The following is a 25,350-nucleotide window of genomic DNA, read 5'->3' as shown; positions in this document are numbered from 1 at the left end:
GCGTTGTGGGCGTTGCGAATTCCAGGATGACGGGGCCACCGACCACAAACAATTTGAATGTTTCTGGTAATCCTCAACCTTTTCTTTGGGTTTGCTACCGTCGGTGGATGGGTATGGTGAGTGCGGCGCGGATGGAAACATTCCTGATCGTCGCCCGCCAGGGCAGCATCCGGCGCGCGGCGACCCAGCTGCACGTCACCGAGGCGGCGGTATCGGCCGCGGTGGCTCACATCGAGAAACAGTTGGGCGCCAAGCTCATAGCGAAGGCGGGGCGCGGCATCGCGCTCACCGAGGCGGGGCGCGTCTACGCCGAATACTGCCGCAGCATCCTCGGGCTGATGAACGAGGCCCAAGCCGCCGTGCGGCAGGCCGAGATCGGACGCTTGCGCATCGGCGTGGTGGCCACCGCGGGCGAGTCCGTGCTGCTGCGCCCGCTGGCCAAGTTCCGCAACCGCTATCCGGATATCGAGCTGAGTCTGTCCATCCATCCGCGCGACGTGCTGTTCGTCGAATTGCTGCACCACGAAACGGATCTCGTCATCGCGGGCCGCCCGCCGCGCGACGCGGGCCTGGTCACCCGCGCCCGGCGCGCCAGCCAGCTCGTCGTCGTCGGCGCACCCGACCGCTGCCGCGACCCATTGCGCTCGACCTGGCTACTGCGCGGGCGCGGCTCCGGCACCCGCGACGCCACCCTCGCCCTGCTCGACCAACTCCAGATCTCGCCGCCCACCCTCACCCTCGGCTCGCACGGCGCGGTGCTCGCGGCAGCCCGAGAAGGCTTGGGCGTCACCCTGATTCACAACGACGCGGTCGAACACCACGTCGAAACCGGAGCGCTGCGCGTCCTCCCGGTGGACGGTACGCCCCTGGACCGCGCCTGGCACGCCATCACCACCCGCACCCCCACCCCCACCACGCGCCTGTTCCTCACCCACATCATGGACCCTGCCGAGGTGGGCGAAGACGCCTTTCACACGCCGACGACGTTCTCGTAGCCGGACAGCCGGTTCACCACGATTCGATCAGCGGGGCATCGTGTTCCTGCCGCCGCCATTCCTCGCCGATGCGACCGAGTCGATCCTGCGCGGCGATGCCGCGCAGGCCCGCGATCTTGTCGTCGCGGATCTCCAGGACTACGACGCCGAGGACGCGGTCGTCGAGCGTGGCGAGCATGGCCGGGCAGCCGTTGACCACGGCGGCATGGATCGAGGGCGAGCCACCGGCGAGTCTGCGTTTGGCCGGAGTCGGTTTGAAGCCGGCTCGCATCGCGGCGGCGATCCGCTCCGGGGTCGAGTACCGGATCAGCTTCCCGGCGAGCCCGAGCCCGGCGCCGTCGGAGATGCCGGTCGCGTCGTCGGTCAACAGCGCGACCAGCCGTTCGGTCCTACCCGAGGAGGCGGCATCGACGAACGCCTCGACGATTCGCCGCGCGGAGGCACGGTCGATATCGGTTCCGTTGCGGGCGGCGGCGATTCGACGCCGGGCTCGGTGGGCGTGTTGCTGACTCCCCGACTCGGTGATGCCGAGAATCTCGGCTATCTCGCCGTGGCTGTACGCGAACGCCTCGCGCAGCACGTAGACGGCCCGTTCGACCGGCGACAGACGCTCCATCAGCGTCAGCACCGCCAGGGTCACCGATTCGCGCTGCTCGACGGTGTCGGCCGGGCCTAGCATCGGGTCGCCGTCGAGGAGCGGTTCGGGCATCCAGGTGCCGACCGCGCGTTCGCGCCGCACCTTCGCCGAACGGAGGCGGTCGAGCGCCAGGTTGGTGACGATCTTGGTCAGCCAGGCCTCCGGCACCTCGACGTACTCCCGGTCGGCGGCCTGCCACCGCAGGAACGCGTCCTGCACCGTGTCCTCGGCGTCGGCGGCCGAGCCGAGCAGACGGTAGGCGAGCGAGGCCAGCCGATTCCGGCTGGCCTCGAAACGCGCCACGGTGGCAGTGTCCATGAATCCGACTCTAGGCGGCGACCACATCGAACGAGGGCTCTCGGGTGGTGGCCAAGCGGTACCGATGATTCGGCCTTCCGAAGGTCGGGTGACTCAGGGTCCAGGCGGCGGTGGTGAGGATCGCCGACTTGACGCGCGCCGCCGTCCGGCCACACAGCGCCCCCGATTTCGCCCGCGCGTCACCGTCGACCAGCTGGAAGATCGCGTCCTTGCGGCCGAGGCTGATGTGGTTGCCGACGTACGCCAGCGAGGTCGCCTTGATCTTGCGCCCGGTCCGGTCGCCGATGATCGCGGCCGTCGCCTGCTGGCTGGTGAATCCCGCCGAAGCGCACGACATCGGCAACGGCAGTCCGTTCTCGCCGATGACGAAGACGCTGTCGCCGGCGACATAGACATCCGGGTGCGAGACCGACCGCATCTGGCGGTCGACGGTGATCTGGCCGTTGGGCTGCACAGCGAGGCCGCTGGCGGCGGCGATCGGGTGGACGGCGAAGCCTGCGGCCCACACCGTCGCGTCGGCGGCGAAAACGGTGCCATCGGCCGAGATCGCCGCACTCGCCTCGACGCGCTCGACAGCGGTGTGCTCGTGGACGGTGATATCGAACCGGTCGAAGGCACGCAGCAGATGGCGACGGGCCTTCGGACCCAGCCAGCCGCCCAGCTCGCCGCGGGTGACGAGGCCGACCCGAAGACCGGGACGGGATTCGGCGATCTCGGTGGCCGCCTCGATCGCGGTCAGATTGCCGCCGACCACCAGCACGTGCCCGCCCTCGCCCAGCTCATCCAGGCGTGCGCGCAGACGCAGCGCGGACGGCCGCGTGGCCACATGGAAGGCGTACTCGTCGACGCCGGGAACACGGTGGTCGGCAGCGGTGCTGCCGAGCGTGTAGAGGAGGGTGTCGTATCCGAGCCGGTCGATGCCCGCACCATCGGAGACCGTGACAGTCCGATGCTCGACGTCGACGTCGGTCACCCGCGCCACCCGCAGCCGGATGCCGGTGCCCGCGAACACCTCCGCCAGCGGCCGATGACGCAGCTCCTGACCGGCGGCGAGCTGATGGTTGCGCAGCCGCTCGACGAAATCGGGTTCGGCGTTGACCACGGTGATCTCGAAGTCGTCGGAGTGCAGTTGACGGGCCAGGTATCCGGCGGAGAAGGCTCCGGCGTATCCGGCCCCGAGAACGACGATGCGGTGCTTCATGGTTCGCTCCTGTCTGGTTCGCGTGTTCTCTGAACGAGACAGCCGCCGAATTCCTGACAGCAGCGAACGGTGACGTGGATCACCCGTTGCTTTACAGCTGACCGTGCTGGGAGTCGAAGGTGGCGGTGCGGCCGCCGAGGAGGATTTGCGCGCCGGGTTGCAGGATCACCGGGTGGCCGGGGAGAGCGCGGGTCCAGTCCTGGTGACCCGGTTGGCGGATGTGGGTGCCGTTGGCCGAGCCGCTGTCGACGACGGTGACATCCCAATCCTTCAGACGGATCTCGGCATGGGTGCGGGACATACCGCCGGAAGCATCGTCCACGCGGATCGGCCGGGCGCCGCGCCGCGCCGCCTCCGAATGGTCGGGTTCGCGGCCGAGGACGCAGTCGGCGTCGAGGATGTAGGAGGTGCCGTCGTCGAGCAGCAGCAGGCCGAGCGGCGGGCGCTCGCCGTCGGTGAGAACGCAGGTGAGCTGATCCATGCGGATGCCGCAGACCGCGCAGAACGACACCCGCGGATCGTTGTGGTGCTGACGCGCGCACTTGTAGCCCTTGACGATCACCCGCCGCGGGTCCGCACCACCCGGCACCGCCGGTTCGGACGCGCGGCCCGGCCCGGATGCCGCACGTTCACTGTCGATCGGGCGCGACGGAGGGCGGCCGAGCGTGTGCTCCGGTCCGGTGTCGCGCCGCGAACTCGCGCGTCCGTGTCCACCGTCGACAGGTTCGGAAACGCGTCGATCCGGTTCCGGGCTGAGGGTCCGCGGAACCGCGGTCTCGTCGTCGACCGGCGCGCTCGGCGCCAACGTCTCCTGGAGGTCGATCTCCGCGGTCGGCTGCGCGGCAACCGGACGATTCCCGGTCTGCCGTCGGTCGTGCCCGCCTCGCGCCGCAGGCGTATCACCCTTCACCACGGCCACTTTCGGCACCGGCCGCCCGTACCAGAGCACCGCGCCCGACCCGGGAACGGCACCGTCTGCCAACGTGCACACGCCGCGAATCCCCGGCAGCTCGAACTCCTGATCCGCCTCGTCCACGAACAGTCCGGCACCGATCGCGGGCGCCGGGATCACCACCCGGTCGACGGTGAAACCGGCGTCGCTGCCGCGCAGCACCTCCGAGCGGTCCGCACCGGCCAGCACCGCGCTCACCCGGCCGTGCAGGAACACCGCGAGCCCGCCAGCGGCCGGTGTGAGCACACCGAACTCGACGGCGTCCTCGTCGTCGAGACCCATCAGCCAGGTCGTGGCAAGGCGTGCGAACATGCGCCCGGTGCGCTTCTGCTCCTTGGCCGCCGCCTCGTCCACCAGGTCGCGCAGCGCGAGCAGGGCGGCGCCCGCGGCGGTGTCCTCGGTCGCCGTCTCGTCGTCCCGGTTGGCCACCACGAGGACCACCCCGCCGTGGCACGCCACCAGGTGCGTGCCCGGCAGCACCTCGACCCGCGGATCCGTCACCGCCGTCCTCCTTCGCGGCGCCCGCCCCGGCGCGGACGGCACACCGCCCCGCTCACAGGAACCTGCCTCCGTTGTACCGCCAGCGGTGGAAGAACAGCCGGATCGGCCCGTTCACGAAGAGCCAGAACACGATCCAGGTGACCACGAAGTGGATCAGGAACGCCACCGCCGAGGGCCGCAGCTGCTCGGGCAGCACGATGGTGGTGGTACGCAGCAGCAGCCACATCAGCAGCCCCTCGTTCACCATCGTCAGCAAACCGAACAGCGTCGGCCAGTCCTTCTCCCATCGGAATTGCTGGAGGAAGTGGTACAGCAGCTCCCAGAGCAGGCCGACCAGAATCACCGCGAGCAGCACCGACAGCGTCACCCGATAGGACTGGCCGAGCGAGAGCGAACCCGTCGGCAGCAGCGGCGTGATGAACAACGCGACCAGCAGACCGAGCGCGCCGAGCACGAGAACACGGGTCTGGATTCGCCCGTTCAGAGTGGGAGTCATCGCTCAGATCTTCTTGTCGTTGACCCACAGCCACCACTGCCGCGCCGAGCGCAGCGGGCCAAGGCGTCGGCAGAAGCCGAGCGCGGCGAGGTCGTCGGCCATTTCCAATGCGGCGTACTGGAGCCCGAGGAACGAGTCGACGCCCGCGTAGTAGCCGCCGAGCGTCGCGCTGCCCGCGGCGTACATGCGTCCCGTGCCGCTGCGGGTGCCGATCAGTTCGAAGGTGCGGTCCACGTCGAGCCGGCCGACCGGGTTGCGTCCGGCGCCGGTGTGGTCGAGCAGATCGGCGAGCAATCGGTGTTCGCGGATGTCGGCCTCGAGCCCGGTGCAGTCGATGATGTAGTCGGCGTGCGTGTCGAACGGTTGGGTGGGCGGCGGAAAAGGCAACGGCGCCTGCGGATCCGGATCGATGGTCGTCACCACACCGGGCCTGCCCTCGGCGGGACGCAGGTCGCGTGCGGTGCCCGCCATCACCTGGTACCAGCCCTGGGCGCGGCCGCGCTTCAACTGCTCCTGCCAGCTCTTGCGCACCGGAGTGTTGGTGCCGCCGAGGACCTTGTACAGCGCGGCGCGCTGCTCCCCCTCCAGGCCACGCAGCTTCGCCTTCAACTGGCCGCCCCAGGCGCCCTTCGGCCAGTTGAAGCCCTGGTAGGCCCAGCCGTCGGCGCCCTTGCGGCGCATGAACACGCTCGGTCCGTGCGGGCCTGCGACGTAGGTGCGAAACAGATGCAGGATCTGGGTGTTGAGCCGATGGTTGTCGCGATCATCGATCAACCGCTGCAACACCCGGCTCGCCACGATCCCCGCCCCGCGGATCATGACCGTCCCGGGTCTTCGCTGCAACGCCTGATAGACGTGTTCGTGCGGTTCGTACGCGTTCACGACGCGGGTGGGGTCGCGGAAGCGCTCGCGATAGGCCTGGAGGTCGGGCAGCAATCGCAGCCCCGGATAGCCGACGGCCACGTGGACGTAGGTGCTGCGGAAGGCGACGCGCTTGGTCGGCGTCGCACCGTCTGGCGGTGTCAGGATCGTGTAATAGCCGCCGCCGTGGCGCCTGCGTACCATCCGGACCTGCCCTTTGTAGAGCGAGCCCGCGTAGTCGACGCGGTGGTACTCGCGCTCCATCGCGGCGAACGCCTGACCGGCGCGGGGCGTGTAGTAATTGGTGAGAATCGGCTCGGTGAGCACATTCCACAGCGGCGCCAGCGACTTGTCGGCAATCGCCTCGCGCACCGCGTACGACGGGAAGCCCCAGATGTTCTCGGGGGTGCTGCCGGAATCGCTGCGCAACCGCTCGCCGCGCGGAATCTGCGACACCCTTGTCAGATATTCGTAGCCGGACCACGGCACGTCCTGTGGGCCGAGCACCGCCATCGAACGCGCGGGCACTCCGTAGATCCGGAGCGTGTCGAAGGCGGCGAACGACCCGATTCCGCTGCCGATCGTCACGAACGGTTTATCGATGACCGGTATCCCGGCCCTGTCGAGCATGTCGTCGGTCCATACGTCGGTGTCGACGAGGACCGGGGTGAGATCTCCCCGCATTCGCCGGATGCTACCGGCTAATTCTTATGGGGCGCTTGCGATCACCTTGTACTCACGCGACCCGCGCGCGACGACGCGCGCACCGATCTGCGCCAACCTGCCACGCCACCGACCGCAGCGGACGTACCATCCCTGCGTGGCCGACTCGACTCGTTCCACCCCGCTGCGGGTGCTGGTCTACAGCAACGACGCCGATACCCGGCGCCAGGTGATGCTGGCGCTGGGCAGAAACCCGCACCCCGAGCTACCCGAACTCGACTACCTCGAGGTGGCCACCGCACCGGTGGTCATCGAGCGGATGGACGAGGGCGGCATCGATCTCGCCATCCTGGACGGGGAATCGACACCCGCGGGCGGACTCGGCATCGCCAAGCAGCTCAAGGACGAAATCGACCAGTGCCCACCGATTCTGGTGCTCACCGGCAGGCCGGACGACGCCTGGCTGGCGACCTGGTCGCGGGCCGAAGCCGCCGTCGCGCACCCGATCGATCCGATCCGGCTGACCGAGGCCGTCGTCGCGCTGCTGCACGATCGCACCGCCGCCTGATTCATAGCTAATCGTCATCATTGGACGGTCCGGTCGCGTCACGAAGTCGATCCGCGTTCGCCAGCGACCGATGAGCAATCGTCACGAATAGCTCTCCGCGCGCGCCGCAGCGCGATACCGGCCCGTACGACTGGGTGATCATCGTGGGCAACTCATCGGTAGCAAAGATACTCGGCGGTAGCTTCACGTCGTTATCACAGCCCGAACGACATGCCGGTTCGTCACATGACGGACGGTGGCGATTACCCCACATCAGTCATAAATCGCAGTTCCGAATTCGATCAAACATCCGGGAGCAAAGGAGTGGCGGCCAGTCCTATCGGTTGTAGGCTGTGCCGTAGCTCACATGGGCGCGAGCACGGGTATGAGACCCGCTGTGTCTGATCTCCCTGGCGCACGCCCCACCGAGCGAGGCCATGGGGCGAGTCTGGCCAAGGCGGACAACGACGTCAGCCCGCCTCGGAAGCTGCCACCAGCCGCCGTAGAGGAGCCCCTGGGGCTCGCAGGAGGGGAAGTGCAGTCGTGAACATGGAGTTGCCGACCCTGGTACTCGGCGCGGTCGCCGCGGCCTTCGCGGTCTTTTCCATACTCTTGGCGGCCCTCATCGGGCCGAAGCGCTACAACAGGGCCAAGCTGGAGCCCTACGAGTGCGGCATCGAGCCCACTCCGCACGCCGTCGCGGGCGGGCCGGGAAACACTGGCGGACAGCGATTTCCGGTGAAGTACTACCTCACCGCCATGCTGTTCATCATCTTCGACATCGAGATCGTGTTCCTCTACCCGTGGGCCGTGCACTTCGACGCGCTGGGTCTGTTCGGTCTCGCCGCGATGGCGCTGTTCATCTTCAACGTCTCGGTCGCCTACGCCTACGAGTGGCGCCGCGGCGGACTCAGTTGGGACTGATCGCCACCAAGGTTTCGCCCGCACAGTGGAAGTGAGAGTTAGTCGGAAATGGGTCTCGAGGAAAAACTGCCCAGCGGCTTTCTGCTGAGCACGGTGGAGGACTTCGCCGGATATCTGCGCAAGGGCTCGTTGTGGCCCGCCACCTTCGGTCTCGCCTGCTGCGCCATCGAGATGATGGCCACCGGCGCAGGACGATTCGACATCGCCCGCTTCGGCATGGAGGCGTTCCGCGCCTCGCCGCGCCAGGCCGACCTGATGATCGTCGCGGGCCGGGTCAGCCAGAAGATGGCGCCGGTACTGCGACAGGTCTACGACCAGATGACCGAACCGAAATGGGTGCTCGCCATGGGCGTCTGCGCCTCCTCCGGCGGCATGTTCAACAACTACGCCATCGTGCAGGGCGTCGACCACGTTGTGCCGGTCGACATCTACCTGCCCGGCTGCCCGCCCCGCCCGGAGATGCTGCTCAACGCGATTCTGGCACTGCACGCCAAGATTCAGGAGATGCCGCTCGGCGTCAACCGCGAGGAGGCGGTCCGCGCCGCCGAACAGGCGGCGCTCGCGTCGACCCCGACCATCCGGATGGAGGGTCTGCTGCGATGACCTTCGACTCCCCAGAGAACACCGAAACCAGTTCGCCCCAGTCCGAAATCGACGCCGCGGCGACGGCGGGACCCGAGGGCACGCTGCCGCCACAGGCCGAGCCCGAGCCCGCCGGCGAGGAAGTCATCGGCGTGCGGCGCGGCATGTTCGGCATCTCCGGCACCGGCGACACCTCCGGATACGGCCGCCTGGTCCGTCCGGTCACGCTGCCCGGAAGTACGCCAGCCCCCTACGGCGGCTACTTCGACGAGATCGTCGACGCGCTGCGAACGGCGTTGGCGCCCACCGGCACACCGTTCGAGAGCGCGATCGAGAAGATCGTCGTCTTCCGCGGCGAGCTCACGCTGCACGTGCGCAGGGAACATCTGCCGCTGGTCGCGCAGGCGTTGCGCGACGACGCCGCACTGCGTTTCGAGCTGTGCCTCGGCGTCAACGGCGTGCACTACCCGCACGACACCGGCCGCGAACTGCACGCGGTCTACCACCTGATGTCGGTCACCCACGGCCGCAGGCTGCGCGTCGAGGTGTCCGCGCCCGACGCCGACCCGCACATCCCCTCGCTGTATTCGGTGTACCCCACCACCGACTGGCACGAGCGGGAGACCTACGACTTCTTCGGCATCGTCTTCGACGGTCATCCGTCGCTGACCCGCATCGCCATGCCCGACGACTGGCGTGGCCACCCGCAGCGGAAGGACTACCCGCTCGGCGGGATCCCGGTCGAATACAAGGGCGCGCGCATCCCGCCGCCCGACGAGCGGAGGGCGTACAGCTAGTGAACGACATCGATACCCAGCCCGGCGTCGACACCACCGACTCCGGGCGCGAACCCGCTGCGCACCGGCGGGAGCACACCGCGAACCCATCGGAACCGACCGTTGTCACCGTCGCCGGTCAGGACTGGGACACCGTCACCGAAACCCTCGACGGCGCGGGCGAAGAGCGCATCGTCGTCAATATGGGCCCGCAGCACCCGTCCACACACGGCGTGCTGCGGATCATCCTGGAGATCGAGGGCGAGACCGTCACCGAGGCCCGCTGCGGCGTCGGCTACCTGCACACCGGCATCGAGAAGAATCTCGAGTTCCGCAACTGGACGCAGGGCGTCACCTTCGTGACCCGGATGGACTACCTGTCGCCGTTCTTCAACGAGACGGCGTACTGCCTCGGCGTGGAGCGGCTGCTCGACGTCACCGAACAGATTCCCGAGCGCGCCACGGTCATCCGGGTGCTGCTGATGGAACTCAACCGCATCTCCTCGCACCTGGTCGCACTCGCCACCGGCGGCATGGAACTCGGCGCGCTCACGCCGATGCTGTTCGGGTTCCGCGAACGCGAACTCATCCTCGACGTCTTCGAGACCATCACCGGCCTGCGGATGAACCACGCCTACATCCGGCCGGGCGGCCTCGTCCAGGACCTGCCCGACGACGGCGTCACCAAGGTCCGCGAACTGCTCGCCCTGCTGCCGAAACGGCTGCGCGACATGGAACATCTGCTCACCCAGAACCCGATCTGGAAGGCACGCACCCAGGACATCGGCTACCTGGACCTGACCGGTTGCATGGCCCTCGGCATCACCGGCCCGGTGCTGCGCGCCACCGGCCTGCCGCTGGATCTGCGCAAGGCCCAACCCTATTGCGGTTACGAGAACTACGAATTCGACGTCCCCACCACCACCGGCTGCGACTGCTACGGCCGCTACCTGATCCGAGTGGAGGAGATGAAGGAATCGCTCAAGATCGTCGAACAGTGCCTGGACCGGCTGCGGCCCGGACCGGTGATGATCGAGGACAAGAAATTGGCCTGGCCGGCCGACCTGCAGCTCGGCCCCGACGGACTCGGCAACTCCCCCAAGCACATCGGCCGCATCATGGGCACGTCGATGGAGGGCCTCATCCACCACTTCAAGCTCGTCACCGAGGGCATTCGGGTCCCGGCCGGGCAGGTGTACGTCGCGGTCGAATCGCCGCGCGGCGAACTCGGCGTGCACATGGTCAGCGACGGCGGCACCAGGCCCTACCGCGTGCACTATCGCGACCCTTCGTTCACGAATCTGCAGGCGGTGGCGGCGATGTGCGAGGGCGGCATGGTCGCCGACGTCATCGCCTCCGTCGCCAGCATCGACCCGGTGATGGGTGGTGTCGACCGATGACCGAGATCCTGCTCAAGCTCTCCACCCGGCCCGAACCGTTCCCGCCTTTCGTGCGGGAGCGGCTGGAGGTCGACGCGGCGGCGATCATCGCGCGCTACCCGCACCCGCGTTCGGCGCTGCTGCCGCTGCTGCACCTGGTGCAGGCCGAGGAGGGACACGTCTCCGGCACCGGCATCGAATTCTGCGCCGAGCAGCTGGGTCTGACCGGCGCCGAGGTGACCGCCGTCGCCACCTTCTACTCCATGTTCCGGCGCACGCCCACCGGCGATTACCACGTCGGCGTGTGCACCAACACGCTCTGCGCGGTCATGGGCGGCGACGCGATCCTCGCCGCGCTGGAAACCCATCTCGGCCTGCGCCACGGCGAGACAACGGCCGACGGGTCGATCACCCTCGAGCACATCGAATGCAACGCCGCCTGCGATTTCGCGCCGGTCGTGATGGTGAACTGGGAGTTCTTCGACAACCAGACGCCGGAATCGGCGCGAGCCCTCGTCGACGCGTTGCGCGCCGGGCAGCAGGTGACACCCACCCGCGGCGCGCCGCTGTGCACGTTCCGGGAGACCGCGCGAATCCTGGCCGGCTTCCCCGACGAACGTCCCGGCGCGCTCGACGGCGCGGCGGGGGAACCGACCGTCGCGGGTCTGCGGGTGGCCAAGGAGCACGACATGCAGGCGCCGCGGGCGAACGGGGAGGGCCTCCGATGACGACGTTGACGCCGGTGCTCACCAAGTACTGGGACGATCCGCAGTCCTGGACCATCCACACCTACCGCCGCCACGACGGGTATCAGGCCCTGCGCAAGGCCCTGCGGATGGAACCCGATCAGGTCATCCAGACGGTCAAGGACGCCGGACTGCGCGGTCGTGGCGGCGCGGGCTTCCCGACCGGCATGAAATGGAGCTTCATCCCGCAGGGTCCGGGACCCGACGGCACGGAGAAACCCCACTACCTGGTGGTCAACGCCGACGAGTCGGAACCCGGTACCTGCAAGGACATTCCGCTCATGCTGGCCACGCCGCACGCGCTGATCGAGGGCGTGATCATCGCCGCATATGCCATCCGCGCCGCCACCGCGTTCATCTACGTGCGCGGCGAAGTGGTGCCCGTGCTGCGCAGGTTGCAGGCGGCCGTCGCGCAGGCCTACGAAGCGGGCTACCTCGGCCGCGACATCCTCGGCTCCGGCTTCGACTTGGAGCTGATCGTGCACGCGGGCGCGGGCGCCTACATCTGCGGCGAGGAGACCGCGCTGCTCGATTCGCTGGAGGGCCGCCGCGGCCAGCCCAGGCTGCGGCCGCCGTTCCCCGCCGTCGCGGGCCTCTACGCCTGCCCGACGGTGGTCAACAACGTCGAGTCCATCGCCAGCGTGCCGCCCATCATCCTCAACGGCACCGGCTGGTTCCGTTCCATGGGCAGCGAGAAGTCCCCCGGCTTCACCCTCTACTCGCTGTCCGGCCATGTGGCCAAGCCGGGCCAGTACGAGGCGCCGCTCGGGATCACGCTGCGGGAGCTGCTCGACTACGCGGGCGGCGTGCGGGCGGGCCACCGGGTGAAGTTCTGGACGCCGGGCGGCTCGTCCACCCCGCTGTTCACCGAGGAGCACCTGGACGTGCCGCTCGACTACGAGGGCGTCATGGGCGCGGGATCCATGTTGGGCACCAAGGCTTTACAGATCTTCGACGACACCACCTGCGTGGTGCGCGCGGTGCTGCGCTGGACCGAGTTCTACGCGCACGAGTCCTGCGGCAAATGCACCCCGTGCCGGGAGGGCACCTACTGGCTGGTCCAACTGCTGAAGCGGGTCGAGGCGGGTCGAGGCACCGAATCGGATCTGGACAAGCTGCTCGACATCAGCGACAGCATCAACGGCAAATCGTTCTGCGCGCTCGGCGACGGCGCGGCCAGCCCGATTCTCTCCTCGCTGAAGTACTTCCGCGAGGAGTACATCGACCATCTGCGCTCGGGCGGCTGCCCGTTCGATCCCGCGCGCTCGACGGCATGGGCCGAGGCAGGAGAAGAGGTTCGATGACAGCGACTGTGAGTACCAATACCAGCGGGCTCGCGCCCGCCGATCTCGTCACCGTCGTCATCGACGGCACGCCCGTCAGCGTGCCCGCGGGCACCCTGGTAATCCGCGCCGCGGAACTGATCGGCATCCAGATCCCGCGCTTCTGCGACCATCCGCTGCTCGATCCCGTCGGCGCCTGCCGCCAATGTCTGGTGGAGGTGGAGGGCCAGCGCAAACCGGTCGCGTCCTGCACCCAGACCGTCGCCGAGGGCATGATCGTGCACACCCAGCTCACCTCGCAGGCCGCCGAGCGCGCGCAGGAAGGGGTGATGGAGCTGCTGCTCATCAACCACCCCCTGGACTGCCCCGTCTGCGACAAGGGCGGCGAGTGCCCGCTGCAGAACCAGGCCATGTCCTCCGGCCGCCCGGAGACCCGGTTCGACGGCGTGAAACGCACCTACCCCAAACCGATTCCGCTGTCCTCGGCCGTCCTGTTGGACCGGGAACGCTGCGTGCTGTGCGCCCGCTGCACCCGGTTCTCCCAGCAGGTGGCGGGCGACCCGTTCATCGAGCTGATGGACCGCGGCGCGCTCGAACAGGTCGGCACCGCACAGGCCGAACCGTTCGACTCCTACTTTTCCGGCAACACGGTGCAGATCTGTCCGGTCGGCGCGCTCACCGGAACCAGCTACCGATTCCGCGCCCGGCCCTTCGATCTGGTCTCCAGCCCCAGCGTGTGCGAGCACTGCGCCTCGGGCTGCGCGCAGCGCACCGATCACCGCCGCGGCAAGGTGCTTCGCAGGCTCGCGGGCGACGACCCGCAGGTCAACGAGGAGTGGAACTGCGACAAGGGACGCTGGGCGTTCGCCTACGCCACCGAACGCGACCGCCTCACCACCCCGCTGGTCCGCGGCTGGGACGGCACCCTGCATCCGGCGTCCTGGTCCGAGGCGCTCGCCGCCGCGGCCGAGGGTTTGGCCGCCGCGCACGGCAACGCCGGTGTGCTCGTCGGCGGACGGGTGACCGAGGAAGACGCCTACGCCTACTCCAAGTTCGCGCGAATCGCGCTCGGCACCAACGACATCGACTTCCGAATCCGTCCGCATTCGGCGGAGGAGGCCGATTTCCTCGCCGCCCGTGTCGCGGGACAAGGCGTTACCGTCGACTACGACGGTCTGGAGCGAGCCCCGATCGTGCTGCTCGTCGGGTTCGAGCCCGAGGAAGAGTCGCCGATCGTCTACCTGCGGTTGCGCAAGGCCGCTCGCAAGCGCGGCCTGCCCGTCTACTCGCTGGCGCCGTACGCATCCCGTGGCCTCGAGCGCATGTCGGGCACTCTGATTCCGGCGATGCCGGGGGCCGAACCGCACCTGATGGAGACGCTTCGCACGGGCGAGATCCCGTCCGACGGTAGGGAATCCGACACGTTGGCCGCGGCCGCGCGACTGTTGCGCAGTCCGGGCGCTGTGATCATGGTCGGCGAGCGCATGGCGGGCATCCCCGGCGCGCTCTCGGCCGCTGTCCGGCTGGCCGAGGAGACCGGCGCGGCGCTGGCGTGGGTGCCGCGACGGGCGGGCGAGCGCGGCGCGGTCGAAGCCGGGGCTCTCCCCGGCCTGCTGCCCGGCGGCCGGCCGGTGGCGGATCCGCTTGCCAGGCACCAGGTTCGCGAGATCTGGAACGTCGACGAACTGCCGGTCACGGCGGGACGCGACACCGCGGCCATCCTCGACGCCGCGCCGACCCTCGGCGCGCTGGTCGTCGGCGGTGTCGATGTCGCCGATCTGCCCGACCCGAACGCCGCGCTAACCGCCATCGACGCGGCACGCTTCGTCGTCAGCCTGGAACTGCGGCACAGCGCCGTCACCGAGCGCGCCGACGTCGTCTTCCCGGTGGCCGCGACCATGGAGAAGTCCGGCACCTTCCGCACCTGGGAGGGCAGGCCGCGCCGGTTCGACGCCGCGCTCGGCGAATCCACCGTGCGCCGCACCGCCGCACCGCTCTCCGATCAGCGGGTGCTGCAAGCCATCGCCGACGAGATGCGGGTGCGCCTCGGCCTCCCCGACACCGCGACGGCGCGCGCCGAACTCGCCGCGCTCGGCGCGTGGGACGGTCAGCCCGTCGCCGCGCCCGCGCACCGGCCGCATCCGATCACCCAGCCCCGTGCGGGCTCGGCGGTGTTGGCGGGCTGGCGGATGCTGCTCGACCTGGGCCGCATGCAGGACGGCGAACCGAACCTGGCGGGCATCGCCCGTCCGCCGGTGGTCCGGCTCTCCCCGGCGACCGCCGCCGAGATCGGCGCGGCCGACGACGATCCGGTCACCGTCACCTCCGAGCGCGGCATGCTCACGCTGCCGCTGCTGATCACCCAGATGCCCGACCGGGTCGTGTGGCTGCCGCTGAATTCCCCCGGCAGCTCGGTGCCCGAGCAGCTCGCCACCCAGCCCGGCGGCGTCGTGCAAGTACGCCACGCCGACGAGAGGATGAAGGAACATCGCCATGAGTGATCTCTCCCTCTTCGGCCACGACCCGCTGTGGCTCGTCATCGCCAAATCCCTGGCGATCTTCGTCTTCCTGCTGCTCACCCCGATGATCGCGGTGCTCGCGGAACGAAAGATCGTGGCGCGCATGCAGATGCGCGTCGGCCCCAACCGCGTGGGCCCCAAGGGCTCGCTGCAGAGCATCGCCGATGGCGTGAAGATGGCGCTCAAAGAGGACATCGTCCCCGCCATCGTGGACAAGCCGATCTACATCCTGGCGCCGATCATCGCGGCCATCCCCGCGTTCATGGCCTTCGCGGTGATCCCGTTCGGCGGTGAGGTCTCCATCGCCGGCCACAACACCGCGCTGCAGCTGACCGATATGCCCGTGGGCGTGCTGTACATCCTCGCGATCACCTCGATCGGCGTGTACGGCATCGTGCTGGCGGGCTGGGCCTCCGGCTCGACCTATCCGCTGCTCGGCGGCCTGCGGTCGACGGCGCAGGTCATCTCCTACGAGATCGCGATGGCGCTGTGCTTCGCCGCGGTGTTCCTGCACGCGGGCACGATGGCGACCTCCGGAATCGTCGCCGCCCAGGACGGCACCTGGTACGTCTTCCTGCTGTTGCCCTCGTTCCTGATCTACTGCGTGTCGATGGTCGGTGAGACCAACCGGGCGCCGTTCGACCTTCCTGAGGCCGAGGGCGAACTGGTCGGCGGCTTCCACACCGAGTACTCCTCGCTGAAGTTCGCCATGTTCATGCTCGCCGAATACGTCAACATGGCAACGGTTTCGGCGCTGGCGACCACGCTGTTCCTCGGCGGCTGGCACGCGCCGTGGCCGATCAACATGTGGTCGGGCGCGAACACCGGCTGGTGGGGCCTGCTGTGGTTCACCGCCAAAGTGTGGACGTTCCTGTTCGTGTTCATCTGGCTGCGCGGCACGCTGCCGCGGCTGCGCTACGACCAGTTCATGAACCTGGGCTGGAAGCTGCTCATCCCGGTGTCGCTGCTGTGGGTCATGCTCGTCGCCGCGGCCCGCGTGCTCGACAACGAGGGCTTCGCCTGGGCGACCGCCGCCATGATCGTCGCGGGCGTACTGATCACGGCGCTGATGATCGGGATGTTCGTGCGCGCCGGACGCCGACCGGGCGCCCCGCCGCTGGTCGACGAACCCGCGGCCGACGAGCACGCGCCGGGCGGCGTCTTCCTCGGCTTCCCGACACCGCCACTGCCCGCCGACGTCCGCCACGTGGACGCGACGAAAGGTCATCCGCTGGAACCGCTTTCCGGTTTCGCGGTCACCGCGCTCACCATGTTCAAGAAGCCGAACACCGAGTTCTACCCCGAGCACAAGGTGCCGACCGCGCCCCGCTATCACGGTCGCCACCAGCTCAACCGTCATCCCGACGGCCTGGAGAAGTGCATCGGCTGCGAACTGTGCGCCTGGGCCTGCCCCGCCGACGCGATCTACGTGGAAGGCGCGGACAACACCGAGGACGAACGCTTCTCCCCCGGCGAACGCTACGGCCGCGTCTACCAGATCAACTACCTGCGCTGCATCGGCTGCGGCCTGTGCATCGAGGCTTGCCCGACGCGAGCGCTCACCATGACCAACGAGTACGAACTCGCCGACGACAACCGCGCCGACCTCATCTACGAGAAGGACCGGCTGCTCGCACCGCTGGAACCGGGCATGACCGCTCCGCCGCACGCCATGTACCCCGGGACGACCGAGGGCGACTACTACCGCGGCACCGTCCCCGGCGCGGACGCCGAATCCGACGAGAAGCAGCCCGCGACAGCAGGCGCGGAAGGAGTGAAACGGTGACGCTACTGATGGCCGCCGAGCCACTGACCCGCACATCCACCGGCGAGGCCGTGCAGTTCTGGATTCTGGCCCCGCTCGCCGTCCTCGGCGCGCTCGGCATGGTGTTCGCGGCCAAGGCCGTGCATTCCGCGATCTGCCTTGCAGCCACCATGATCACGCTGGCGGTGTTCTACATCGCCCAGGACGCGCTGTTCCTCGGCGTGGTGCAGATCGTGGTCTACACCGGCGCGGTGATGATGCTGTTCCTGTTCGTGCTCATGCTGGTGGGCGTCGACTCCGCGGAATCTTTGAAGGAGACCCTGCGCGGCCAGCGCTTCGCCGCCGCCGCGGTGGGACTCGGTTTCGGCTTCCTGTTCGTCAGCGGTATCGCCACCGGCGTCCGCGACTCCGGAATCCGCTTCCCCGCCACCGGTTTCGCCGGTCGCGACGTGATCGGCGAACTCGCCGAGCTGATCTTCGTCCGGTACGTGTGGGCCTTCGAACTCACCGGCGCGCTGCTCATCACCGCCACCATCGGCGCGATGGTGCTCGCGCACCGCGAACACTTCGGCCCGCGGATGGATCAGCGCGAAATGTCGCGCAGGCGGTTCCGCGACGGCAAGAGCCGCGCCACCCCGCTGCCCACGCCCGGCGTCTACGCCAGGCACAACGCGGTGGACATTCCCGCGAGGCTGCCGGACGGCTCGTTCGAGGAGCTGTCGGTCAGCACGATCCTGCGGCACCGCCGCACCAGGGCGCTGACCGAGGCGGCCGTCATCTCGGTCGGCTCCGGCGACGGTGACGCGAAGACCAACGGCCACGAACCCGCCGACGAGGAAGGCACCCGGTGAACCCCGAGAACTATCTGTTCCTGTCCGCCCTGCTGTTCACGATCGGCGCGGCCGGAGTGCTGTTGCGGCGCAACGCGATCGTGGTGTTCATGTGCATCGAGCTGATGCTCAACGCGGTGAACCTGGCGTTCGTCACCTTCGCGAGGATGCACGCGAACCTGGACGGCCAGGTGTTCGCGTTCTTCACGATGGTGGTCGCCGCGGCCGAGGTGGTCGTCGGTCTCGCCATCATCATGACCATCTTCCGCGCCCGCCGCTCGACCTCGGTCGACGACGCCAACCTGCTGAAGTTCTGACGTGGATACCGCGATCCTGACGCTGCTGCCCGCGCTTCCGCTGGCCGGGGCCGTCGTACTGCTGCTGCTCGGGCGTGCCGCCGACAAGTGGGGTCATCTGCTCGGTTGCCTTGCCGCGCTTGCCTCCTTCGGCGTGGCCGTGTGGGCTTTCGTCGTCATGCTCGGACGCGACGGCGCCGAGCGGGCGGTGCACGCCGACCTGTTCAGCTGGGCGCCGGTGAGCGGCTTGCACGTGGACTTCGGTCTCCAAATCGACCAGCTGTCCATGTGTTTCGCGCTGCTGATCACCGGTGTCGGCTCGCTGATCCACCTGTACTCGATCGGGTACATGAGCCACGATCCGGATCGGCGGCGGTTCTTCGCCTACCTCAACCTGTTCCTCGCGGCCATGCTGCTGCTCGTGCTGGCGAACAACTACCTGGTGCTCTACCTCGGTTGGGAGGGCGTCGGTCTCGCTTCCTACCTGCTGATCGGCTTCTGGTACGGAAAGCCTTCCGCCGCAACGGCCGCCAAGAAGGCGTTCGTGGTCAACCGGGTCGGCGACATGGGTCTGGCGCTGGCCATGATGATGATGTTCGCGACCTTCGGCTCCATCGGATTCGGCGAGGTGTTCGCCGCCGCACCTGGCGCGAGCGAGGGCACGCTCACCGCGATCGGCCTGCTGCTGTTGCTCGCCGCGTGCGGCAAGTCCGCGCAGGTGCCGCTGCAATCCTGGCTCGGTGACGCGATGGAGGGCCCGACGCCGGTGTCGGCGCTCATCCACGCCGCCACCATGGTGACCGCGGGCGTCTACCTGATCGCGCGGTCCAACGTGATCTTCGACCTCGCGCCGAACGCCCAACTGGCCGTGGTGCTGGTCGGTGCGGTGACCCTGCTGTTCGGCGCGATCGTCGGCTGCGCCAAGGACGACATCAAGAAGGCGCTGGCCGCGTCCACCATGAGCCAGATCGGGTACATGGTGCTCGCGGCGGGCCTCGGCCCCGCTGGCTACGCCTTCGCGATCATGCACCTGCTCACCCATGGCTTCTTCAAGGCGGGCCTGTTCCTCGGGGCGGGCTCGGTGATGCACGCGATGGACGACGAGGTCGACATGCGCCGCTACGGCGGACTGCGCAAGCTTCTGCCGATCACCTACGTCACCTTCGGGCTCGGCTACCTCGCGATCATCGGGGTGCCGCCCTTCGCCGGGTTCTTCTCCAAGGACAAGATCATCGAGGTGGCCTTCAACCAAGGCGGCGCGGCGGGCTACGCGCTGGGCACGGTCACCCTGCTCGGCGCGGGTCTCACCGCGTTCTACATGACGCGGGTGATGCTGATGACGTTCTTCGGCTCGCCACGCTGGAAGCCCGACACGCATCCGCACGAGGCGCCCGCGGTGATGACCGGCCCGATGATCCTGCTTGCCATCGGCTCGCTCGCCTCCGGCCTGGTGTTCGTGCTCGGCAACGCGCTGGTGAACTGGCTGGAACCGGTGGTCGGCGCGCACCACGGCGAGGAGGTCGTGCCCGCGGGTGTGGTCACCGCACTCGCGCTGGCCGTGGTCTCCGTCGGCGTCACCGTCGCCTACAGCCAGTACGCGCAGCGTGACATCCCGGAAACGGCGCCGCAGGAGGTCTCGGCGCTCACCGTCGCCGCCCGCAAGGATCTCTACGGCGACGCGGTCAACGAGGGCGTGTTGATGCGCCCCGGCCAGCACCTCACCCGGTCGCTGGTGTTCGTCGACAACCGCGGCATCGACGGGATCGTCAACGGTACGGCCGCGCTGATCGGCGGGCTCTCGGCCCGCGTCCGCCGGGTCCAGTCCGGATTCGTGCGGTCCTACGCCCTGTCCATGTTCACCGGCGCGGCCCTGGTGGCCGCCGCCCTGCTGGCGGTGAGGATCTGGTGACTACCTACCCCTGGTTGACCACCCTCTGGCTGCTTCCGGTCGCCGGCGCGGTCGTCGTGCTTGCGTTGCCCGCCGCGCGCCGGGTGCTGGCACGCAGTGTGGCGCTGATCTTTTCGGTGGCCGCGCTGGTGCTCGCCGTCGTGCTCGCCACGCGATTCGAGCCCGGCGGCGAGCAGTACCAGTTCATCGAATCCCACGAGTGGATCCCCGCTTTCGGCGCCGGATACACCCTCGGCCTGGACGGCATCGCGCTGGTGCTCGTGCTGCTCACCACCGCGCTGGTGCCGCTGCTGATCCTGGCGGGCTGGCACGACGATCGCGCGGCAGGCTCCGGCAGGCGGGTGGCGCACACCTATATGGCGCTGATCCTGCTCGTCGAGGCGATGGTGCTCGTCTCCTTCCTTGCGCTGGACATCCTGCTGTTCTACGTCTTCTTCGAGGCCATGCTCATCCCGATGTACTTCCTCATCGGCGGCTTCGGGCCGAAGACGGCGGATGTGCAGCTGCGCCAGCAGCGCTCTCGGGCGGCGGTGAAGTTCCTGCTGTACAACCTGTTCGGCGGACTGATCATGCTGGCCGCAGTCATCGGTCTGTACGTGGTGACAGCGCGCGAGGGCATCGGCGCGGACGGTGCGGGCACCTTCGATTTCCGTACCGTGGTCGCCGCAGCCAACGCCGGTCAGCTCGGCGCGGGTCCGGCGGTGCTCAACGCCCTGTTCCTCGGGTTCATGTTCGCCTTCGCCGTGAAGGCGCCGCTGTGGCCGCTGCACACCTGGCTGCCCGACGCCGCGGTCGCCGCGACACCGTCCAGCGCCGTGCTGATGATGGCGGTGGTCGACAAGGTGGGCACCTTCGGCATGCTGCGCTACTGCCTGCTGCTGTTCCCCGACGCGTCGGGAACCTATGCGCCGCTGGTGATCACGCTCGCGGTGGTCGGCATCGTCTACGGAGCGCTGCTGGCGATCGGCCAGACCGACGTGATGCGACTGATCGCCTACACCTCGATCTCGCACTTCGGCTTCATCATCCTCGGCATCTTCGCCATGACAAGTCAGGCGCAGACCGGGGCGACGCTCTACATGATCAATCACGGCATCTCCACCGCCGCGCTGTTCTTGATCGCCGGGTTCCTGGTCTCGCGGCGCGGCACCCGGGTCATCGCCGAGTACGGCGGCGTGCAGAAGGTGGCGCCGGTGCTGGCCGGGACGTTCCTCATCGCGGGACTCGCGACGCTGTCGCTACCGGGCCTCGCGCCGTTCGTCAGCGAATTCCTGGTGTTGATCGGTACTTTCAGCCGCTACCAGGTGGCCGCGATCGTCGCGACCAGTGCGCTGGTGCTCGCCGCGGTCTATGTGCTGTGGATGTACCAGCGGATGATGACCGGTCCGGTGAAGAAGGGCAACGAGAACCTCCACGATCTGGTGCCCCGCGAACTGCTCGTCGTCGCACCACTCATCGCGGCCCTGCTGTTCCTCGGCCTCTATCCGAAACCGGTACTGGACTTCATCGATCCCGCGGTCGGCCAGACACTCACCACCATCGGCCGCCACGATCCCGAGCCGACGGTTCCCGCGCCTACGGCGGGCGCGACGAACCTCCAGGAAGGAGGGCACAAGTGAGCACGCACTCGATCCCGCTCGCCGCGTCCGTGCCCGCGCCGAGCATCGAATACGGGGCGCTCGCACCGATGCTCATCGTGTTCGGCGTCGCGGTGGCCACGGTCCTGGTCGAGGCGTTCGTCGCGCGGCGATACCGCTACGGCACCCACCTGTGGCTCAGCCTGATCGGTCTCGCGGCGGCGTTGGCGGCCGTCGTCCGGCTGGCAGGCACCGAAACCACCGCGGTGGCAGGGGCCGTCGCGATCGACGGGGTGACACTGTTCCTGCAGGGCACCATCCTGGTGGTGTCGATCCTCGGCGTGCTGTTCATCGCCGAACGCGGCGCGCAACCGCGGGCGCGTTCCGGGCCTGGCACCTGGAGCCTGGCCGCGGCGACCGTCGGTCGCGGCGCGGACGCGTTCACCCCGCAGGCATCGGCGGTTCCGGGCAGCGCGGACGAACAGGCCGCGATCCGCGCGGGCATCGCGACCACCGAGGTCTTCCCGCTGACGCTGCTCGCGATCGGCGGCCTGCTGCTCTTCCCCGCGTCGAACGATCTGCTGACCATGTTCGTCGCGCTGGAAGTGCTGTCGCTGCCGCTGTATCTGCTGTGCGGGCTGGCGCGGCGCAAGCGACTGCTCTCCCAGGAGGCGGCGCTGAAATACTTCCTGCTCGGGGCGTTCTCGTCGGCGTTCTTCCTGTACGGCGTCGCGCTGCTGTACGGGCAGGCGGGCACGGTGCGGCTGGCCGGGATCGCCGACGCCATCGCCGCGCAGCCGTCCGACGCGATGCTGGCGCTGCTCGGCGTGGCGATGCTGGCGGTCGGGCTGTTGTTCAAGATCGGCGCGGTGCCGTTCCAATCCTGGGTCCCCGACGTGTACCAGGGCGCGCCGACCCCGATCACCGCGTTCATGGCGGCCGCCACCAAGATCGCCGCGGTCGGCGCCATGTTGCGCATCCTGCAAGTAGCGGTGCCGGGTCTGCGAGACGACTGGCGGCCGGTGCTCGCCGCGGTCGCGATCGCGACGATGGTGGTCGGCGCGGTACTCGCGGTGACCCAGACCGACGTGAAGCGGATGCTGGCGTATTCGTCGGTGGCGCACGCGGGCTTCATCCTCACCGGTTTGGTCGCCGCCAACGACGCGGGCGTCGCGGCGGTGCTGTTCTATCTGGTCGCCTACGGGCTTGGCACACTCGGTGCGTTCGCGGTGGTGAGCCTGGTCCGCGAGCCCGACGGTGACGAGGCGACCGCGCTGGCGCAGTGGGCCGGACTCGGCCGCCGCTCCCCTTGGCTCGCCGCGGTTTTCGCGCTGCTGCTGCTCTCCTTCGCCGGTCTGCCGCTGACCAGTGGGTTCGTCAGCAAGTTCGCGGTGTTCGAGGCGGCCGCTTCCGGTGACGCCGTCACGCTCGTCATCGTCGGCGTCATCTCGAGCGCCGTCGCGGCGTTCTTCTACGTCCGCGTGATCGTGTTGATGTTCTTCACCGATCCCCCGACGGATGCCCCGGTGGTGGTCACGCCCGCGCTCACCCAGGCGATCGTCTTGCTGACCGCCGTGGCGACCCTGGTGCTCGGTGTGTTCCCGCAGCCGCTGCTGGACCTGGCCGAACGCGCGTCGACCTTCGTGCGCTAGGCTCGCGAGCACACGCGCTGGCCCCGACCGGAACTCGGTCGGGGCCATCGCTTTTCGCGCTACTTGTCGAGTTTCGCCCGGAACGGGCCGCCGACGCTGTTGAACAGCAGGTCGCCATTGGGGAACGCCTCGATGATCGCGTACGCGCCGTTGCCGTAGTTCGACTGCCCGAAGATGGTGCGGTGCACGGTCTCTCCGGTCTCCCAGTCCAGGCCGGTGACCTCCCAACCGTCGGCCTTGCTGTAGCCGTTGACGAACACGATCCCGGCCTCGGTCGACACCGCGGGCACCATCGAGGTGGACACCACGTCACCGCGCTCCCACGCCGAGGTCCACTTGTCCGCGGTCGGATCCCATTCGAAGCGTTGCATGCCGTGCGGCGGTTCCTCGACCGGACCGTTGGCGAGCACGTCGACCAACCGGTCCGGGTCGCCGCCCGCGCCGATGTTCTGCACGACGAACGCGCCGTAGTCGTGCACGACCACGGACTGCTCGCTCTGGATGAACTCGGGCTTCGGCTCGGGAAGGCCCGCCGTCACCTCGATCTGGTCGGCGATGCGATTGGACTCGGCGCCGGCCTTGGGCTGGAAGCCCTCGGGGATCTCGTTGCGCCAGAAGGCGACCAGCTTCATGTGGTCGGCGCCGTCGGTGATCACGACGAGTTCGTCGGAGTCCTCGCCGAAGCCCATGAGCGTCGGCGTCGATCCGGTGCCGATGCCGAACTTCACCGCGGGTGGCTGGCGGCCGAAATCGTAGGGCGCGGACCAGGCGCCGTCGGCTTCCTCGGTGGACAGCTTGGATCCGGTCCACGCGACCTTGCGCATGATCTTGTCGGAGGCGACGTAGATGCCGCCCTTCTCGTCGACGGCGATCGAGTTGGAGATGGTCTCGTCGTCGCCGAAGCGGATCTGCTGCGGTTGTCCCGACAGTTCGCGGTCGATGGCGATCAGACCGCGCGAGGAGACGACGATGAGGTGGCCGTCGTAGGTCATGTTGACGCCGACGATGTTCTCTGGGATGCCGAGCGAGGTGCCGCCCGCGCCGAGCAGCGGTTTGAAGTCGAAACTCTTGACGACCCGGATGCCCTCTTCTGGCTTGTCGTTGTTGTTCAGGCCGAAGATGACGAGTTCGGAGTTCTGGGTGGTGTAGTAGACGCGATTGTCCTTGTCCACCAAGCCGTAGACGCCGTTGGCGATGCGCTGCCAGGTCGCCCCGCCCCAGTAGTCGCGGATGGCGTTCTGGATCTGGGCGGTGTCGGTGAACGTCTGGCCGAGCACCTCGTCGAGCGCCTGCGGCGGGATGGGTTGCACGCCGGGCGCGTCCATGGCAGCGACCTCGCGGAACCCGCGATCCGAGACGTCCACGTATCGCACGCCGGCGCTCGACGAGATCCACATGTACTTCTCCGACGGCGAGGCCAGCGTGATGATGTTGACCGGGCCGGTGGCCACCCGCGGCATCTGTTGCGGGTCGACACGGAACGTGCCGCGCGGCACGGGATCGGCGAAGCTGTCGGACTGGCCGGAGTCCAGGTGCGTCACGGCGTATTTCTCGGCCGCCAGGTACGGGTTCTTCGCCGGGCCGTGCCCCGTGCTGCTGACGGCCGGGCTTGGGGCGGACGAGTTCGACGTGTCGTCGCCGCAGCCGGGTACCGCGCAGGCTAGTGCCGCGGCCAGGACCGCGATACCGAGGGAAGATCGATGCTTGCTCACAGCAGTGCTCCTGTTCTCGCGACGGGTACTGCGTTCGATGTCGAGCTGACGAACGGAGCCGTCGGGCGGAACAGCGCCGACGGCGATCAGCGGAACCACACGAACTGAACAAGATGCTTCGGCTTCGCGACGCTAACACGGCGCGCGCTGCCACAAGATCACTTCCACCGAACGGGCTCTGGGCCTCGACCTCCGCGGTGACGCGGTCGGCCACCCCCTCGGTGGCGAC

General features: G+C 68.6%; 21 protein-coding genes and 1 pseudogene. 16 read left to right on the top strand and 6 right to left on the bottom strand.

What is annotated here, in order from left to right:
• The first annotated feature begins 107 nt into the window (after positions 1-107).
• Positions 108-995: a LysR family transcriptional regulator gene (locus CRP45_RS03090; RefSeq protein WP_245909849.1), complete on the top strand. Its 888-nt coding sequence runs from the start codon at positions 108-110 to the stop codon at positions 993-995.
• A gap of 13 nt (positions 996-1,008) precedes the next feature.
• Here the strand turns inward: CRP45_RS03090 and CRP45_RS03085 are convergent, their stop codons facing one another.
• The 5 genes from CRP45_RS03085 to CRP45_RS03065 all read right to left on the bottom strand — a co-directional run bounded on the left by CRP45_RS03085 (position 1,009) and on the right by CRP45_RS03065 (position 6,645).
• Complete coding sequence (locus CRP45_RS03085) at positions 1,009-1,950, bottom strand: sigma-70 family RNA polymerase sigma factor (RefSeq protein ID WP_097243684.1); 942 nt, start codon at positions 1,948-1,950, stop codon at positions 1,009-1,011.
• 10 nt (positions 1,951-1,960) lie between these two features.
• Positions 1,961-3,151: an NAD(P)/FAD-dependent oxidoreductase gene (locus CRP45_RS03080; RefSeq protein WP_097243683.1), complete on the bottom strand. Its 1,191-nt coding sequence runs from the start codon at positions 3,149-3,151 to the stop codon at positions 1,961-1,963.
• A gap of 91 nt (positions 3,152-3,242) precedes the next feature.
• Positions 3,243-4,604 carry an FHA domain-containing protein gene (locus CRP45_RS03075; RefSeq protein WP_097243682.1) on the bottom strand — a complete coding sequence of 454 codons (1,362 nt, stop codon included), beginning with the start codon at positions 4,602-4,604 and terminating at the stop codon, positions 3,243-3,245.
• Between the two features lie 52 nt (positions 4,605-4,656).
• On the bottom strand, positions 4,657-5,100 hold the full coding sequence (locus CRP45_RS03070) for a hypothetical protein (RefSeq protein WP_097243681.1): 444 nt from the start codon (positions 5,098-5,100) through the stop codon (positions 4,657-4,659).
• Positions 5,101-5,103: 3 nt separating this feature from the next.
• Positions 5,104-6,645: a hypothetical protein gene (locus CRP45_RS03065; RefSeq protein ID WP_097243680.1), complete on the bottom strand. Its 1,542-nt coding sequence runs from the start codon at positions 6,643-6,645 to the stop codon at positions 5,104-5,106.
• Between the two features lie 136 nt (positions 6,646-6,781).
• Between CRP45_RS03065 and CRP45_RS03060 the strand changes: the two genes are divergently transcribed.
• From CRP45_RS03060 to nuoN, 15 genes and pseudogenes are all read left to right on the top strand, one after another.
• Positions 6,782-7,192, top strand: coding sequence for an Rv3143 family two-component system response regulator (locus tag CRP45_RS03060; RefSeq protein ID WP_097243679.1), 411 nt, complete (start codon positions 6,782-6,784; stop codon positions 7,190-7,192).
• Positions 7,193-7,720: 528 nt separating this feature from the next.
• On the top strand, positions 7,721-8,095 hold the full coding sequence (locus CRP45_RS03055) for an NADH-quinone oxidoreductase subunit A (RefSeq protein WP_301315351.1): 375 nt from the start codon (positions 7,721-7,723) through the stop codon (positions 8,093-8,095).
• 48 nt (positions 8,096-8,143) lie between these two features.
• A complete protein-coding gene (locus tag CRP45_RS03050; protein ID WP_067778086.1) occupies positions 8,144-8,698 on the top strand; it encodes a NuoB/complex I 20 kDa subunit family protein in 555 nt (184 codons plus the stop codon).
• Positions 8,695-9,474, top strand: a complete 780-nt coding sequence (locus CRP45_RS03045; protein ID WP_179830737.1) for an NADH-quinone oxidoreductase subunit C — start codon at positions 8,695-8,697, stop codon at positions 9,472-9,474. The genes CRP45_RS03050 and CRP45_RS03045 overlap by 4 nt, the downstream gene beginning before the upstream one ends.
• On the top strand, positions 9,474-10,853 hold the full coding sequence (locus tag CRP45_RS03040) for an NADH-quinone oxidoreductase subunit D (RefSeq protein ID WP_097243677.1): 1,380 nt from the start codon (positions 9,474-9,476) through the stop codon (positions 10,851-10,853). The genes CRP45_RS03045 and CRP45_RS03040 overlap by 1 nt, the downstream gene beginning before the upstream one ends.
• Entirely contained in the window at positions 10,850-11,560 is a 711-nt protein-coding gene (gene nuoE / locus CRP45_RS03035; protein WP_097243676.1) for an NADH-quinone oxidoreductase subunit NuoE, read from the top strand. Before CRP45_RS03040 ends, nuoE begins: the two co-directional genes overlap by 4 nt.
• Positions 11,557-12,882, top strand: coding sequence for an NADH-quinone oxidoreductase subunit NuoF (gene nuoF / locus CRP45_RS03030; protein WP_097243675.1), 1,326 nt, complete (start codon positions 11,557-11,559; stop codon positions 12,880-12,882). Before nuoE ends, nuoF begins: the two co-directional genes overlap by 4 nt.
• Positions 12,879-15,362: an NADH-quinone oxidoreductase subunit G gene (locus CRP45_RS03025; protein ID WP_097243674.1), complete on the top strand. Its 2,484-nt coding sequence runs from the start codon at positions 12,879-12,881 to the stop codon at positions 15,360-15,362. The genes nuoF and CRP45_RS03025 overlap by 4 nt, the downstream gene beginning before the upstream one ends.
• Positions 15,355-16,575: pseudogene (gene nuoH / locus CRP45_RS03020) on the top strand (NADH-quinone oxidoreductase subunit NuoH); the annotation flags it as partial. The gene CRP45_RS03025 and the pseudogene nuoH, both read left to right, overlap by 8 nt.
• Positions 16,576-16,587: 12 nt before the next feature.
• Positions 16,588-17,166, top strand: a complete 579-nt coding sequence (gene nuoI, locus CRP45_RS34400) for an NADH-quinone oxidoreductase subunit NuoI (RefSeq protein ID WP_281256174.1) — start codon at positions 16,588-16,590, stop codon at positions 17,164-17,166.
• 8 nt (positions 17,167-17,174) lie between these two features.
• Positions 17,175-17,996, top strand: coding sequence for an NADH-quinone oxidoreductase subunit J (locus CRP45_RS03015; protein ID WP_097243672.1), 822 nt, complete (start codon positions 17,175-17,177; stop codon positions 17,994-17,996).
• Complete coding sequence (gene nuoK, locus CRP45_RS03010) at positions 17,993-18,292, top strand: NADH-quinone oxidoreductase subunit NuoK (RefSeq protein WP_036536861.1); 300 nt, start codon at positions 17,993-17,995, stop codon at positions 18,290-18,292. The genes CRP45_RS03015 and nuoK overlap by 4 nt, the downstream gene beginning before the upstream one ends.
• Before the next feature lies 1 nt (position 18,293).
• Positions 18,294-20,180 carry an NADH-quinone oxidoreductase subunit L gene (gene nuoL, locus CRP45_RS03005; protein ID WP_097243671.1) on the top strand — a complete coding sequence of 629 codons (1,887 nt, stop codon included), beginning with the start codon at positions 18,294-18,296 and terminating at the stop codon, positions 20,178-20,180.
• Positions 20,177-21,799 carry an NADH-quinone oxidoreductase subunit M gene (locus CRP45_RS03000; protein WP_097243670.1) on the top strand — a complete coding sequence of 541 codons (1,623 nt, stop codon included), beginning with the start codon at positions 20,177-20,179 and terminating at the stop codon, positions 21,797-21,799. The genes nuoL and CRP45_RS03000 overlap by 4 nt, the downstream gene beginning before the upstream one ends.
• A 68-nt stretch (positions 21,800-21,867) precedes the next feature.
• Positions 21,868-23,409: an NADH-quinone oxidoreductase subunit NuoN gene (gene nuoN, locus CRP45_RS02995; RefSeq protein ID WP_245909993.1), complete on the top strand. Its 1,542-nt coding sequence runs from the start codon at positions 21,868-21,870 to the stop codon at positions 23,407-23,409.
• Between the two features lie 59 nt (positions 23,410-23,468).
• Here nuoN and CRP45_RS02990 read toward each other — a convergent pair whose 3' ends face one another.
• Positions 23,469-25,121, bottom strand: coding sequence for a hypothetical protein (locus tag CRP45_RS02990; RefSeq protein WP_218841067.1), 1,653 nt, complete (start codon positions 25,119-25,121; stop codon positions 23,469-23,471).
• Positions 25,122-25,350: the final 229 nt, after the last annotated feature.

The organism is Nocardia amikacinitolerans (assembly GCF_900215415.1).
GTDB lineage: Bacteria > Actinomycetota > Actinomycetes > Mycobacteriales > Mycobacteriaceae > Nocardia > Nocardia amikacinitolerans.
The sequence above is the reverse complement of the archived record's forward strand: the minus strand, read 5'-3'. Positions and strand labels throughout refer to the sequence as shown.